General features: G+C 66.5%; 6 protein-coding genes. All 6 read right to left on the reverse strand.

Annotated features, from left to right (window positions below; translation table 11 throughout):
• Positions 1 to 327: 327 nt before the first annotated feature.
• The 6 genes from FHR66_RS17450 to FHR66_RS17475 all read right to left on the reverse strand — a co-directional run bounded on the left by FHR66_RS17450 (position 328) and on the right by FHR66_RS17475 (position 15,177).
• Positions 328 to 666 carry a hypothetical protein gene (locus tag FHR66_RS17450; protein WP_167087981.1) on the reverse strand — a complete coding sequence of 113 codons (339 nt, stop codon included), beginning with the start codon at positions 664 to 666 and terminating at the stop codon, positions 328 to 330.
• An 8-nt stretch (positions 667 to 674) separates the two neighbouring features.
• Complete coding sequence (locus tag FHR66_RS17455; RefSeq protein ID WP_160965634.1) at positions 675 to 1,049, reverse strand: hypothetical protein; 375 nt, start codon at positions 1,047 to 1,049, stop codon at positions 675 to 677.
• The gene (locus FHR66_RS21175; RefSeq protein ID WP_237475257.1) at positions 1,039 to 5,694 is read right to left on the reverse strand and encodes an RHS repeat-associated core domain-containing protein; all 4,656 of its coding nucleotides are present in this window, start codon (positions 5,692 to 5,694) and stop codon (positions 1,039 to 1,041) included. Before FHR66_RS21175 ends, FHR66_RS17455 begins: the two co-directional genes overlap by 11 nt.
• 367 nt (positions 5,695 to 6,061) lie before the next feature.
• Positions 6,062 to 6,538 carry a chemotaxis protein CheW gene (locus FHR66_RS17465; protein WP_160965636.1) on the reverse strand — a complete coding sequence of 159 codons (477 nt, stop codon included), beginning with the start codon at positions 6,536 to 6,538 and terminating at the stop codon, positions 6,062 to 6,064.
• Positions 6,539 to 6,611: 73 nt separating this feature from the next.
• Complete coding sequence (locus FHR66_RS17470) at positions 6,612 to 7,949, reverse strand: chemotaxis protein CheB (RefSeq protein WP_160965638.1); 1,338 nt, start codon at positions 7,947 to 7,949, stop codon at positions 6,612 to 6,614.
• Positions 7,936 to 15,177 carry an Hpt domain-containing protein gene (locus tag FHR66_RS17475; protein WP_160965640.1) on the reverse strand — a complete coding sequence of 2,414 codons (7,242 nt, stop codon included), beginning with the start codon at positions 15,175 to 15,177 and terminating at the stop codon, positions 7,936 to 7,938. The genes FHR66_RS17470 and FHR66_RS17475 overlap by 14 nt, the downstream gene beginning before the upstream one ends.
• Positions 15,178 to 15,266: the final 89 nt, after the last annotated feature.

The raw sequence follows: 15,266 nt of genomic DNA on the forward strand, positions 1-15,266 counted from the left end.
GCATTGGGAGGCGCGCGGGGTGGTGGGCGCGTAGCCTTACATCATGCGGCAGAGTGCGAGGGGATTAAACGGCCTGCTGGGTGTTACAGAGCGGGCTTGGCCGCCTGCTCCAGCAGGATTGCGTCGAAGCATGCCTGCACTTCATCGAGCTCATCGCGTGCTTCCGATGAGTGTCAAGGTTAGACGCCAATCATCCACCACTAGTTGAAGCTTTGCATAAAATCTTAAGTCCCTCACTAGCAACCGGCTCAATATAATAGAATTTTTTTCCATCGCGCGCCTTCAGCAGACCGATCCCCTCACCGCCACACCTGTAATAATAATTATTCACTCCCCAAGGATACTTTGCGGGCGAATGCACCAAATAAAATGCTCGTTCAGCAGATGTAAAACACGAATGATCGAGCCTGGAGAAGCCCTTAAGGAAGTTGTCACTGGGCGCAGAAAATACAACTGCACCCCCACCAGCATCAACACTATTCCGCTCATAGATATCGGCAGCATTCTGCGGCAAAAAGTTAGGAATCCACCCTTTGCGATAGCATCATCCGCCACCGCGTCAGCATGAGTTGCATAGAATTTTGAAAAATTATGCGCGCATCCTGAAACATGAATAATTAACGCAAAAAAATCAGAAAATACATCCTCGCAGTGCATGCCATACACTGTGTACCTCAGGAATCCTTGAAGGCTTGATATTCAACAGCCGCATCACGGACATCACTCCATGCAGCGTGGCTAAAATCCGATACCCCATCAACACCTGCATCCGGAATACCTTCAGCCGCCATGACTATTTTCTTTATCGCCTCACGTCTTGAATTTGGAATTCCCTCCCATGTAATGAGTGATTTACCGGATAGAAACTCCTGTTTAACTTCCCAAGCCACACCCGGATGATCACCAAATGTTTTATGTAAATAGTCAACACCAAGACAGAAAGAAGATACAGCCTCATCGAAATACAAAAGGCATTGCAATAACGACTCTTCAACAGAGATCCCCGAATCGCCCCGCGGATCTTGCTTAATTTCGAATTTATCTTTCATTATCTTCATTCCTTATCGCTATATCTTGCTCTTCGGTAGCATTAAGCGAATCCGAATAAGTTGCAAAGAATGCGCCCACACCCCACCTAGACGTGATTCCGAGCAAGCGAATCCATGGAATTTTGGTTGCGGGTGCAGGATGAGCCTGCTGTGCAGTTTGAGGTATCCCATTAAGTTTGTAACGCTGCCAAGGCGTGCCTGGAGTCTTGGTTTTCCAGTACGCCTTTGGCGCGGTTTTGGGACCACCATTATTTCCATCTGGCACATATCTACATATTGCTCTATCGGCGCCATTTTTTGGACCAAAAAATGTTCCAGGCGGCTGCCCTGGAGCTGGCGTCCACGGACCGCCGGGGATACTACTGGGCGGAGTTGTTCCCGGCGAGTAAGCTTGCAGACCATACGTATCAATTTCGGAGGCGGGATTTTGGCCTACATACCCATATAGGCTTACTCCACCCAAAAATCCAATAGGATCACTCTGCGAATACCGCCCGATGCCAGGCTCGTAATCGCGGAAGTAGTTGTAGTTCATCCCCAGCGCCGCATCGTAGCGCTGCCCGGGGAAGCGCATGTCGAACACGAACGCGGTGCCGTCGTTGTCCGGGTCCTGATTCGGCGGCGTAGTGCCGAACGCCTCGCCCTTGATGTCCCAGGTCCACACGGCGACGTCGCGGATCGGGTCGATCACCGCACGCGGGGTGCCCAAGTGATCGGGCTGGACATAGTGCAAGGCGGTGCCGGCCAATACGCCGACCGGCAGATCGTCCAGCCAGATGGCTTGTTGCATGGGGGCGCCAGCATTGTCGTAGTCGCCCAGCCAGCGTCCGCTTTCGTCATAGACGGCATAGCGGCTGTCGTCGTAGAGGAAGCTGCGGATCAACTCGCCGCGGCCGTTGTAGAAGTAGTTCCTCAACAGCACGCCATCGCGCCTGGACTGGCTTCTGCGACCCCAGGCGTTGTAGATGTAGCGTCTTGCGGTGCCCCCGACCGTGCTGGTATTGCCCATCGCGTCGTAGGTCCGGGCAACACCATCCACCGACTCCAGGCGATGGCTTGTGGCCGAGTAGGCATAGGTCTGGGTGATGCCATTGACCTTGGCGGTGAGGCGGTTGCCGGTGGCGTCGTAGCTGTAGCCGTCGATCACCGTGCCGGTCGGGCCGTCCTTGAACGCGGTCAGCCGGCCGAGGGCGTCGTAGTCCAGGCTGACCACCGGTGCGGTGTTGCCCGGCGCGGTCAACGCGCTGAGGTTGCCGGCCGGGTCGAAGGCGAAGCCGACCGCCAGGCCGTCGCTACGGGTGTCGTTGATCGTCAGTGGGCGGTAGTCCTGGTCCAGCACCCGCTGCATCGGCCGGCCGTTGCCATAGGTCCAGCCCGCCACCGGGCCGAACGGGTAGTAGGTGGCGTTGGTCAACAGCACCTGTCGCGCGCCACCGGCCGGGGTCACGCCGACCTCGATGGCCTGGCCCTGGGCGTTGCGCACGTAATCCACCGCCGTCCCGTCCGGGTAGGTCAACCGGTTCAGTCGCCCGGCCTTGGTGTAGGCGTAGCGCAGCACGAACACCTTGCCGTTGCTGGTCTGCACCTTGCGCACCATGTTGCCGAAGCGGTCGTAGCAGTAGTCGGTGCTGCCGCTGGCGTCCTGCATGCGCGTGAGCCGGCCGACGCCGTAGGTCTCGCCGCTGGCGCAGCTGGTCTGGCTGACGTCGTAGGTATAGGCGATATCGGGAGCAGGGGCCACGTAGTCCACCAGGGTCGGCCGATTCAATGCGTCATAGTGATGCGTGGACTTCACGCTGGAGAGCTGGACAGCCTCACGCGCATCGGTGCGGGTGGCTAGGTTGCCGGCGCTGTCGTAGGTGTAGGTCGTCGTGCCGGTGTCCGGGCTGGTGAGCGTGGCTAGCTCGCCTAGGCCATTGTAGGTGTAGGTAGTGTCCAACCCCTTGGGATCGGTGACCTTGATCAGGTTGTCCAGGGCGTCATAGCCAAACTTGGTCTCCGCGGCGATGCCGCCCACGTCCTGCAGGGTCCGCGCCAGGCGGTTGAGCGGGTCGTAGTCGTTCTGGGTGACATGACCGAGCGCATCAGTGACGGTCTTGGTGTTGCCGTTGGGATCGTAGCCGAAGTCGGTCGGATCGCCCTGCGCGGTGGCCTGCGTCGCCAGTTGGCCGAGCTGGTTGTACACCCGCGAGAGCGTGCGCTTGAGCGTGCCCGACGCGTCCTTGGTGTCTTCCTTGGATCGGTTGCCGGCATTGTCCAGGGTGTAGTGGATGGTGTTGCCGGCGTTGTCGGCGATATCGGTCAGCCGATGCGCGGCGTCATAGGTGAAGCGGGTGAACGCGCCATCGGGCTGCGTCACCTGCTTGACCAGGCCGGTCGGCCAGTAGTCGATCGCAGTGATGCGATCGTCGCTCTCGCTGCTGTCGTCGCCCCCGCGCACCTTGCTGGCAGTCAGCCAACCGCGCGAGTGGTAGGTGAAGTCAGTGATTACACCGTTGGCGTCCTTTGCGGACAGCACGCGGCCGGCACCGTCGTAGGCCAGGTATTCGGTGACCTGGCCCAGCGCATTGGTCACCTTCCAGAGATCGCCCTTGCGGTGCGGGCAGGTGGTCGGGGACGTCGTGCAGGTGCTGTCGTCGCTGGGGTAATACGTAAAACTGGTGATGTCGTTGACATCGGTGCGCGCGCCATCGACTGACTTGGGGAGGCCGATGATCGGGCAAGCACTGTCGGTCGCCGCCACATCAGATGCTTCGCAGTAGCTATAGGTGACAGTGCGTTGCTTGCCCGAGCTCGTGTCGCTGCTCGTCATTTGCACGGGCTGCAGGCGATCGTTGTAGCTGTAGGACACGGTGCGCCCGCCGGTCTGTACCGACAGCAGTCGATTGCTGCTGGCCGCGGTACGCGTTGTCGTGGTGCGCTCCTGCGGCTGCCCAACCGCTTCGCGGACGGTATGGATGTTTACCGCAATACCATTCTCGGTCGCTTCGGCGTAGCTGTGCTGGGTTTGGATACCACGCCGATCAGTGACGCTGCTCAGCCGGCGGCGGAAGTCGCTGGACTGGTCGTTGTAGCTGTACTGCAGCGTACCGTCGGTTCTGGCGACGGTGGCGACCTTCGGCGAGGCGCCACCCGCCTCGGTCATCGTGTAATCGTTGACATCACCCAGCGCATCGGTGACACGAGTGCCAGCCGCCGAGTACGCCAGGGTGATGCCATCGATCCCACCAGCGTGCTGGCTGGAAATCGCCCGCCCGACCTCGTCGTAGGCGAAGGTGCTGAAACGCTGACCATCTTCCGTAGTCACGCCGGTCAGATGGCGCGGGAAGCGCGTGTCCTCGTAGTGATAGATCCGGCTCTTGCCGTCGGCATACGTGACGCTGGCAAGGCGCTGCTGGTCGTAGCCGTAGCTCGCCAGTTGCACTCCACCGGAGACGATGCCGGTGATCAGCGCGTCGTCATTGTCGTCGGCATACACCAGCTCGATGGAGCGGCCCTGCAGCGAGGCGATATTCTGCAAGCGCCCACGCGCGTTGTAGCCGTATACCCACCCACTGCCATCCTCGGCCATGCGCGAGACCAGCTTGCCCTTGGCATCGAAGGTGTAGATCGCATCCTCGCGATACAGCACCCACTGGTCGCCATTGGCGACGATGCGTTCGCCCGACGCATTGGCCGCGCGATACTCAGACCCGAGTTTGCGGAACGGCACGGCGTAACCGCTGCCCTCCACCAGACCCAGCGCGTCGCCTTGGATCGTCAGGTGCAGACTGTGCGAGAAGGTCCAGCCGGGACCGAATGCACCGGTGTTTAGCGCGATGCCTGAATGGTAGTAACGCGTCAGGGTGATCCAGCCAAGGTCCAAGTCGCGTTCGGTTTGGAATTTCTCGCCGGTCTTGACGTCGCAAGGGTTGCCACGCATGCCGGAGTTGCCGCCGGCCTGCGGTCTCTCACACTGAAGTGTCGAGACTTCGATGGTCGCGAAGATTTCCTTGTTCGTGCAGCCTTGATCACTGATGTGCCAGTCGGTATAAGGTCGCGGACACTCGGTCCGCCTCTTTCGACCGATCGAATCTCCATATGCGTATGTATCACTGCAATCCTTAAAAAAAGCATTGACAGTAAATTGCCGCGCCTGCATTTCATATCCAATGTCATACTGCGGATAAGGACCCGAACTGTTATCACCCCAGTTATTCCTTGGAACGATTTGTGGCAATCCGCATTGAGGCGCCCTTTGCCGCGCCCTCTGTTCAAGCAAAGCGTAGGCCTCCTGCTCAGTCGGTATCTTTTCTACATTGCCCGAGGTGTACACCCAACCCTCGTCTTTTGCCTTCTCGCGTCCGAGCCAATACGTAATCAGCGTGATGCCATCATCTCGAATCACTGAACTCTTGATGGTATCCGCGTATTGATAGGCATCCTCCCGATACTTAGGACCAGGAATCGCCTTGATCGCCGCTTCCGCTTCCGCCTGAGTGGAGTAAGTGCCGTGATCATTTACCTCCGCGTCGCGGACCACGAATTTTTGCTTCGGCCCTTCCGCCCCGGCGAACGCCGAACCTATGAACAGAAAGAACAGCGCCATTACCAGCGCGAGGCGGGTGGCGCCGCCGGAGGTACGTTCGTGGTGCATCGTGTTCATCGCGCGTCCTTGCAAGAAGTCGATCAAGCCAATCGAGTCAGCGGCTACCAGTTACCGGTCCAGCCGGAGGCCAATCGACGCGCAACAGCGCGCCGCCAATGCGGTCGGCAGTGTTATCGGAGAAACAAACGGGTGGAGATACCCAAGAGCGAGCGGTCGCGTCATCCCTGAGCGACGCAGTACAGCGAACGGGTGCACGCACGTTACGCATACGACAAATCCTTGTCATTACGGGAAGCGATGCTAGACGATGGCGCTACCTACTGGCAACAAGCCGATGCGGTCTTCGCTCAAGCGTGCATAGCATCGGCCAGGATGGTTTCGATACGCAGTCAGAAGCAATGCCGTTGCAAGACTGCTATCCGATTTAGCCGACCACCGCAAACCGCTCCACCACCATCCCCTCGATCGCCTCCAGATCCGGCAGCAACGCGCTCTGTTCGCCCAGCAGCACGCGCATGTGCACGCCCGCCGGCAGCGTCTCTTCGGAGGCGTCGGCGAGCAGGCCGTCGCGGGGGACGGAGATCAGTTGCGGGAAGGACTGGGTGAGCAGTGCCACGTATGGGAGGTCGGGGTTGCCGCCCAGGGCCTTGAGCACGACGATCTTGTTATTGGCGGCGACGGTTTCGGCGCCCAGGCCGGTCAGGCGGGCGAAGGAGACCAGCGGCACTTTCCAGCCGTACCAGGCGATCTGGCCGAGCAGCCAGTGCGGGGCGTCGGGCAGCGGTTCGACCGGCACGCGCGACATCACTTCGGCGATGGTGGCGTTGGGCAGCAGCACGCGCTCGCTGCCGGCCAGGATGAGGACACCGCGGATTTCGTCGTTGCTGGCGTAGCTGCTCATGGATTGACTTCGTCCTGGAACCGGAAAAAACGCGCGATGCGGGCTCAGTGGGGAACGGCGTAGGACGCCGCGCTCAACCGCTCCACCGCGCGGTCAAGGCCTGGGCCAGTTGCGCCGGATCGCCGCCGGGATGGCCCTGCAGGATCAGTTGCGCGCCGGCGGCGGGGTCGTAGCAGCCGTCGCCGGATTGCCCAGCCACCCAGGCGCCCTGCGCGGCCAGCGCCAGCACCGCCTCCACCTGTTGCGGGTCGCTGCCGCTGAGCAGCAGCACCGCACTGTGTGCGGCCGGCAGGCCGGCGACCACCGAGGCGCCGGCGTCCTGGGCGACGAAGCGCAGGCCGGCCGTGCCGTGCACGCCGACGTCGTCGGGCAGGATGTAGACGTTGCCGGGAACGACCGGCTCGCCGGCCTCGGCCAGCAGCACCGGCAGCGCGGACACGCGCGCGATCTGTTTGACCAGGTTGCCGTAGCGGCCGCCGTCCAGGCGCAACTGCACCAGCAGCGGCAGCGGGAAGCGCTCCGGCAGTGCGGCGAGCAGGCGGCGGATCGCGTCGGGGCCGCCGATGCCGGCCATCACCAGCACCGCACCGCGCGCGGCGGCACCTTCAGCGGCACCGGTCGTGGACGCGGGTTCTTCCGACTCCAGCGCGACCAGCGACAGGCCTTCGGTGGAGAACTGCGGGATGTGCTGTGGCGCACGCGGCGCAGCGGCGAGCAAGGGCGCGTCGTCGTCGACCAGCGACCAGGCACTGGCCGGCAGCGCGGCGGGAGTGGCGGCGGGTGCCGCCGGTGTCGCATCGACGTGCGGCACAGCCGGCTGCACGGACGCTTCACTGGCAGCGGCCTCGGCACGTGCGAACTGCAGTTCCTCGAAACCGGGCGCGACGTCGGCCGGCGGCTGCCAGGTGTACATCCCATCTTCCGGCGCGGCCTCCGCGAAGCTGGCGGCTTCGTCGACGTGCACGCCGATCGGCGCGGCGTCGTGCAACTGCGCCGGCGTCGCCGGCAAGCCCGGCTCGGGCTGCAGGCCGGTCTCGGTCTCGCGGCCGGGCGGCAGCACGTCCTGATGGCCTTGCAGCTTGGCGGCCAGATGCCGCGCCCAGCGCTGCGCTTCCCAGCCCTCGCGGCGCGCGGCCAACTCGGCCTCGTCGAAGATCACGGTGATGCCGGGCAGCGCCAGCGCCGCATCCAGCCGCTCCAGCGCATCCTCGATCGCCGGCTCCAGCGCGATCAGCACCGCACTGGGAGCGGCATCGGCCAGGGTCTGCGCATCGATCGCGCCCGGGTCGTCTTCCAGCACGATCGCCGCGCCGACCAAGTGCAACGCTTCGCGCAGGCGCTCACGCGCCTTGCCGGGACGGGCCAGCAACGCGACCGGCGTGGAGGTGGCGTCGCCGTCATTCGCGAACACGGGCGATCCCCAGCAGGTCGTAGACGTTGCGCATCAGATCCAACTCTTGGTAAGGCTTGCCGAGGTAGCGCTGCACGCCTAGTTCGAAGGCGCGCTGGCGGTGCTTTTCGCCACTGCGCGAGGTGATCATCACGATCGGCACGGCGGCGTAACGCGGGTCGGCGCGCATCGCGGTCGCCAGCTCGTAGCCGTCCATGCGCGGCATCTCGATGTCCAGCAGCATCAGGTCGGGCACGCGCTCTTCCAGGCGTTCCAGCGCCTCGACACCGTCGCGCGCGGACACCACGTCGAAGTTGTGCCGTTCCAGCACGCGGCCAGTGACCTTGCGCATGGTCAGCGAGTCGTCGACCACCATCACCAGCGGTACGCGGCGCTGTTCGGTCGGCGCGGCCTCCACAACCGGCCGCAGCGGCTGCGCCAGGTAGCGGCGCACCAGCGGGGCGATGTCGAGGATCACCACCACGCGGCCATCGCCGGTGATGGTGGCACCGTAGATGCCGGGCACCGACGCGATCTGCAGGCCGACCGGCTTGACCACGATTTCGCGGTTGCCGAGCACCTGGTCGATCGCCACCGCCGCGCGCAGGTCGCCCGCGCGCACCAGCAGCAACGGCACCTGTGCCTGGCCTTCGGCGCGCGCCGGCGCCTGCCCGACCAGCGAGCCGAGGTCGTACAGCGCGTATTCCTCGCCGCTGTAGCGGTAGCCGCCGGTGCCGGCCTCGAAGCGTTCGCGGCCGATGCGGCCGATGCCGCTGACCGACGCCACTGGCACCGCGAAGGTGGTATCGCCGATCTGCACGAACACCGCCTGGGTCACCGCCAGGGTCTGCGGCAGGCGCAGGGTGAAGGTGACGCCCTGGCCGCGCACCGAGTGGATGTCCACCGAGCCGCCGAGCTGGCGCACTTCGTTGCGCACCACATCCATGCCCACGCCGCGGCCGGCCAGCTGGCTGACCTGGTCGTAGGTGCTGAACCCGGGCGCGAAGATCAGCGCATCCAGTTCGTCGTCGGACAGCGCCGCGTCGGCGGCGATCAGCCCGCGCTGCTCGGCACGGCGGCGGATCGCCTCGCGGTCGAGCCCGGCGCCGTCGTCGGCCACTTCCAGCACGATTTCCGAACCTTCGCGGCGCAGGCGGATGGCGATGTTGCCCTCCTCCGCCTTGCCCGCATCACGCCGCTGTTCCGGCGCTTCCAGGCCGTGCGCGACCGAGTTGCGCAGCATGTGCTCCAGCGGCGCGACCATGCGATCGAGCACGTTGCGGTCGAGTTCGCCGTGGGTGCCTTCCAGGCTCAGATGCACCTGCTTGCCGGTTTCGCTGGCGGCCTGGCGCACCACGCGCCGCAGCCGCGGCACCAGGCCATCGAACGGCACCATGCGCGCGCGCATCAGCCCATCCTGCAGCTCGGAACTGACGCGCGACTGCTGCTGCAGCAGGCCGTCGTACTGTCGCGCCAGGTCGTCGAGTACGCCCTGCAGGCCACCCAAGTCGGCCGCGGACTCGTTGAGCGCGCGGCTGAGCTGCTGCAGCGTGGAGAAGCGGTCCAGCTCCAGCGGGTCGAAGCTCTGCTCGGCCTGGTCCTGTTCGCGCTGGTAGCGGGCGACGATCTGCGCCTCGGTTTCCAGATCAAGACGCCGCAACTGGTCGCGCAGACGCGCATTGGTGCGGTCCAGTTCGGCCATCGCGCCGCGGAACGCGCCCAACTGCTGCTCCAGTCGCGAGCGGTAGATCGCCACTTCGCCGGCATTGTTGACCAGGCGGTCGAGCAGGTCGGCGCGCACGCGCACCTGTTCCTGCATCGGCCGCGCGAGCATCGACTCGTCGTCGAGCGTGCCCTCCACCGGCAGCGGTGCCGACAGTGGCGCCGGCACGGCCGCCAGAGCGGTGTCGGCCGGGGCGGCGTCGGCCACCGTCACCGGCGCCGCAGCAACGCGCTCGGTGTCGCCGACGGCGGTGGGCGCCCGCCCGTGCGTGCGCGCGTCGAACGCGCCGATCAGCTCCTGCGGCATCGCCACCGCGCGGTGGTTGCCGGTCAGGGTCAGCAACTGGTGCAGGCGATCGAAACCGCGTTCCAGTAACTGCACGTCCTGGCGGTCGAGTTCGGTGCGATGGGCGGCGACCGCCTCCAGCAAGGACTCGATGCCGTGGCCGAGGTCGCCGATGGCGTTGATCCCGGCCATGCGCGCGCCGCCCTTGAGCGTGTGCAGGTCGCGCTGCAGGCCGCCGAGCACGTCGCGATCCTGCGGCGCGGCGCGCAGCTGCGCGACCAGGCGATCGCAATGGTCGAGCAGGTCCTTGCCTTCGTCGACGAAGATATCGACCAGCTCGCGGTCGAGGTCGGCGAAATCCAACGGACCGAGATCGGCCGCCGGCAGATCGGCAGGCGCGCTGTCGGCCGGGGCCTGTGCGGAATCGGCTGTTTCCGCGTCGGTGTGAGGGTCGTGCTGGGTGCTGTCGGCAGAGCCCGCTGTGTCGGCATCCGCCGACGTGGTCGTGTCGTTCCGAGTCGCGTCGTCCTCGGGCGCATCATGCGCCGCGTCGGCGGTCGCGTGATGCGGGTCAGTCGCGGCTGCGTCGTCGGACGGGGGTGCGTGCGCGGCGTCATCCGCTTCGCCGCCAGCGTCGTGCGATGCGCTTTGCGCCGCTACATCGGCCGGCTCGACGTGCGCCGCATCCGCGTCGGCATCAGTGTGCTCGCCCACCGCCTCGTTGGCATCGGACGCGGCACCGCCCTCGCCTGTCACCTCGTCCGCGTGCGACGCGGCATCCGGGGCGGCGTCGCCATGCTCGGCGGCGGCCTCGGTGTCGTCGTTGGCCGAGGCCGCGCCGTCGTGGCGCCAGCTGCTCGACGGCGCTAACGGTTGCTGGCGCAAGCCGATCGCAGGCGCGTCTTCGTTGAGCTGCTGCTCGTGCGCTTGGTCGGCGTCGTCTGCGGGCGCGTCGGCGTCGTGGTGCGCATCATCACGATCCGATGCATGCGCATCCTGGATGTCGCTCGCCTGTGCGTCGGTCGCATGCTCGTCGGCATCATGGTCCGCTGCAGTGTGATCGGACTCCTGCGCTTGCGCGGGCGTCTCCTGCGTTGCCTCATCCTGCGTTTCGGTCGCGTGCGCCTCGGCGTCGCGGTCCACTGCCGAATGATCCGATGCTTGCGCATCCTGCCCGTGCGCGAATACCTCCCGGGTTTCCTCGGCTTGCGCGTCGGTCACCTGAGCCTCGGCGTCGCGGTCCGCTTCCGAATGATCCGGCGACTGCGCATCCTGCGCGTGCACCGATGCACCCTGGGTTTCCCCGTCCTGCGCGTCGGCCTCGCGATCTGCGGAATCGTGCGCCTCACCATCGTGCTCTGGGGCCTGCAGTTCCTGCGCATCCATCGGCGTATCGGTCGCAGCATCGGCGACGACCGCGTCCGCTGTCGCGCCTTGTTCTGCGCTCGGTTCCAGCGCTTCTGGCGCCGGCTCGGCCGGCACCTGCTCCGCGCTTAGCGGCGCCTCGACCGTCAGTTCGTCGAGCTGGCCGTCCTGCGCCAATGCTGCCTGTTCGTCGGCCTCGCGCGCGTCGTGTGTCGCCGCCACTTCGACCGGTGTCGCGTGCTCGGTCGGCGGCTGGTCCTGCGCGGAGGTCTCCGTGCCAGGCGCCGTGTCCTCGCTCGCCGATGCCGGCAGGGCCGCATCAGCATCAGCGTCGATGGCAGCCTCGGCATCGGCCTGCGTGGTCTCCGGTGCCGCGTCCGAGGACGGCGCGGACGACATGTCCGCGTGGACGTCAGCGGTACGCTGATCGGCATCGGTCTCGTCGGCCTGCGCGGCCGCTTCGTCCGCCGGCAGCGTTTCGTGCAGATGCGCGGCATCGCCCACGAACGCCGACAGGTCGTCGGCCGCGGTGAGTTCCACTGCCTGTAGGGCCTGCGCATCCAGGCCGGCCTCGGCCGGTGCGGACGCGGACAGGTCTTCGTCGTCCTCATCGTACGCGATCGGCGGCCACTGCACTTCCGGCAGCGTCTCCACCAATGCGCGCAGGCGCTGCGACAGGTCGGTGAACGGCGGAATCACCGGCGACGGCGCCTGCAGTTCCGCGATGGTGGCGGCGATGGCGCGCGCCGACTCCTCGAGCGCACGCACGCCCTCGGCGCTGGGCACGCTGCCGCCGGCCAGCGCGCGCTTGATATAGCTCTCGGCCGGGCCGGTGACCGCGGTGATCTCCGGCACGTCGGTCATCGCGAACGCGCCGCTCATGGTGTGCATCGCGCGCAGCAGCGCTTCGGTCGCCGGTTGCGGCGCGTGCTGCAGCCAGGCGTGCACGGTCTCCAGGTGGGTGGCGACCTCGGCTTCGAGGATCTCGCGCAGCACGCTGTCCACCGACGCCGGCGTGCCCGCGCGCGGCGCGGCCGGAGCCTGCGGGGTGGCGAAATAGAAGGCCTCCTCGCCGGCGGCGATGCGCTCGGCCACGGCCTGGATCGCATCCAGATCGGCCTGCACCGCGCCTTCGCCGCGCAGCGCGGCATTGAGCTGCGGCAGCACGGCGTAGGCCTGGTCGACCATGGCCACCACCGCCGGGCTGGCCGGGCGCGACCCATCGAGCACGCGGTTGAGCATGCTCTCGATCTTCCAGCTGAACTCGCCGAGCACGCGCGCGCCGACCAGGCGGCCGCTGCCCTTCAAGGTGTGGAACACGCGGCGGATCGGCCGCAGGCTTTCCGTGTGGCCGGGCGCGGCGCGCCAGGCCGGCAGCAGTGCGCCGAGATTGACCAGTTCCTCGTCGAATTCCTCGAGGAACACCGCGCGGATTTCGTCGTCGATCTCGCCATCGCCGTCGATGAAGCCGGCCTCGAGGGCAGGCGTTGCAGCCGCGGACGCGGTGCTGGGCGCGGCGCTCGCCTCCGCGCTGGCGGGTGCGGCGGCATGCTCGCCGCTGCTCGCGGCAGAGGTGACATCGAACTGCGCGGCCGCGGCTTCCAGGTCGGCGAGGAAGGCGGCTTCGGCGTCCGACACGGCAGGCGCATGAGCATCGGAGGTGCCGGTCTCGGCCTCGGGCACGACGTGCTGCGGTGCCGCTTCGGAGTCCTGCGGTGTCGACGACAGCGACTCGGCGTGTTCGGGCGTCGACGGCACATCGGCCGGCGCATCGCGATGGGCGTCGTCGTGGGAGGCTGCAAGCGCAGGCGCGTCATGCGCCTCGGTGTCGACCAGGACGACCGGATCCGACGGCAGCGCAGGCGTCGTGTCGTCGTCCTGTACCGCCGACGACGCGTGCCAGTCGAGCTCGTGAACCTCGTCGGCCGCGGCGGTCGGCGCGTCGGCGAACGCCGGCGCGTCTTCCAGCTCGATGACCAGCACATCGGTGTCTTCTGCCGCAACCGGCGCGTCGACGACGATCAGGTTCGGATCGTCGCGTTCGTCCAGGCCCGCCAGCGTGGCCGGCGTCTCAGTCTGCGCCTCCTCGGTGTATTCGGCGGCCACCGGATCGAAGCTGGCGACATCGGAGACGGAGACCGTAGGTACAGCTGCAGCATCGTCCTCCTGCGCGAACGCGGGCGGCGTTTCCGGCTGCAGCGCGTCCTGTTCCAGCACCAGCGAATCGAGGCTGATGTGCAGCGGCTCGGCGGTGCCGGTCCAGCTGTCCTGTTCGGCCGCGACCGGATCGAAACTGAGCGCCTGCGACGGTGCCGTGGACTCGCGCTCGTGCTCGTCGCGCGCAGCGCCATCATCGGCCGGCACGGAAACGGGTTCGGCCGCGGTATCGGCTTCGTCCGTCGCCAGGGTCCACTGCGGCGCCTGCGGTGCGGACGGCGTGGCGTCGGGTGCGCGCGTCGCCAAGTCCGGCGTGTCCTCGGCCGATGCCAGATCCCAGGCCGGCACGGTCGGCGCGGCGATGGTCGCGGCATCGGGTTCGACGATCGGCTCGGCCGACGTCGACCGCGCCTGCTCGCCCGCCTCGGTGGCTTCGCTTCCGGTCGGCAACACGCCGGGCGCGGCCGGTGCGGTCTCGGGCAACGGCCAGTAGCGCAGCGCTTCCAGGCTGCTGCGCGTGATGTCGAGGATCTCCTCGCGCCCGGGGCGACGCTCGCGCAGCGCCTCCAGGTAGTACTCGAGGCTGGCCATCGCGTCGGCCAGGGTGTCGAGCTGGCGGCCGCTGGGCACGCGGCGCTTGCCGATCAGTTCGGTGGCGACGTAACGGCGCACGCCTTCCAGGTAGTCGGCCGGCTGCGGCAGTTCCAGCATGCGCAAGGCGCCGGCGACCTCGCCGAGCAGGCGCGGCACCTCGTCCAGACGCGCATGGTCCCAGTTGGTCTCGATGAAGGCGACGAAATGCTCGCGGGCGCTGCCGAAGTTGGCGATGGCCTCGTGCGCCAGCACTTCCACCGTGCGCCGCGCCTCGGCGGCGCTGGCGTCGTCGTGCACGTCGCCGCCGGCGCCCAGGTAGGCGACCTGGTCGTCGAGCGAGGCGTCCACGTACAGCAGCGCGCCGGCGATATCCAGCAACAGGCCTTCGTCGGCGGCGCGGGTGCCGTCGACGATGCTGCGCAGCGCGTCGCGCTGCTGCACCACCACGCTGCGCGCCACACCCAGGCCCATCACGCCCAGGGTGTCGGCGACGCTGCCCAGCTCATCGACCTGGGTCTGCAGCGCGGCGACATCGCCGCCGGTGCGCAGGTGCAGGTCCAGCGCGTCCTTGACCCGCAGCAGCTCTTCCTTGATCGCGGTGCCGACGGTGTCGAGCAGCTCGCGGTTGCGCCCGGCGAGGCTGCCGCGCGCATGGTCCAACTCGGCCTCGGTGGCGGCGGCCGCGTCGGGCGCCAGCGCGAACAGCGCGCCTTCGCTGAGGCCGGCTTCGCCGCGCGCGGCGCGGATCTCGTTGAGCAAGGGCAGCAGCACGATCGGAATGTCGCGATGGCCGTCCTGCAGGCGCTCCAGGTAGTCCGGCAGCAGCACGGTGCCGCGCATCAGCGTGGCGCAAGCCTCGTCGCGGTCGGCCGCCTGGCCGTTCTGCACCGCGATCGCCAGCAGTTCCAGCTCCTCGGCGACCATCGCCGGCGCGTACAACTCGACCATCCGCAAGGTGCCCTGCACCTGGTGCAGGTAGCCGGCGCAGAAGCGCATGCGGCCGGTGTCGGCCGGTTCCTCGACGAAGGCTTCGATCTCGCCGCGCACCTGGCGCAGGGTCTCGTCCAGTTCCGGCTTGACCCAGCCCAGCGCGGCATGGCTCATCGCATCGCGCAGCGCGCTCATCGCCGCGTCTCCACGGCCGGGCACGCGCCGTGCCGCGCGAGCGCGGCGACGGGATGCGGGAGTTGTTCACGGTACGTCATGTGCGCTTC

The sequence above is a fragment of the Xanthomonas sp. F4 genome, from assembly GCF_011761895.1.

Bases quoted from the DNA above. Each gene is read 5' to 3' on its own strand.
- FHR66_RS17455 (WP_160965634.1), bottom strand. From the start codon at position 1,049: ATGAAAGATAAATTCGAAATTAAGCAAGATCCGCGGGGCGATTCGGGG.
- FHR66_RS21175 (WP_237475257.1), bottom strand. From the start codon at position 5,694: ATGAACACGATGCACCACGAACGTACCTCCGGCGGCGCCACCCGCCTC.
- FHR66_RS17465 (WP_160965636.1), bottom strand. From the start codon at position 6,538: ATGAGCAGCTACGCCAGCAACGACGAAATCCGCGGTGTCCTCATCCTG.
- FHR66_RS17475 (WP_160965640.1), bottom strand. From the start codon at position 15,177: ATGAGCGCGCTGCGCGATGCGATGAGCCATGCCGCGCTGGGCTGGGTC.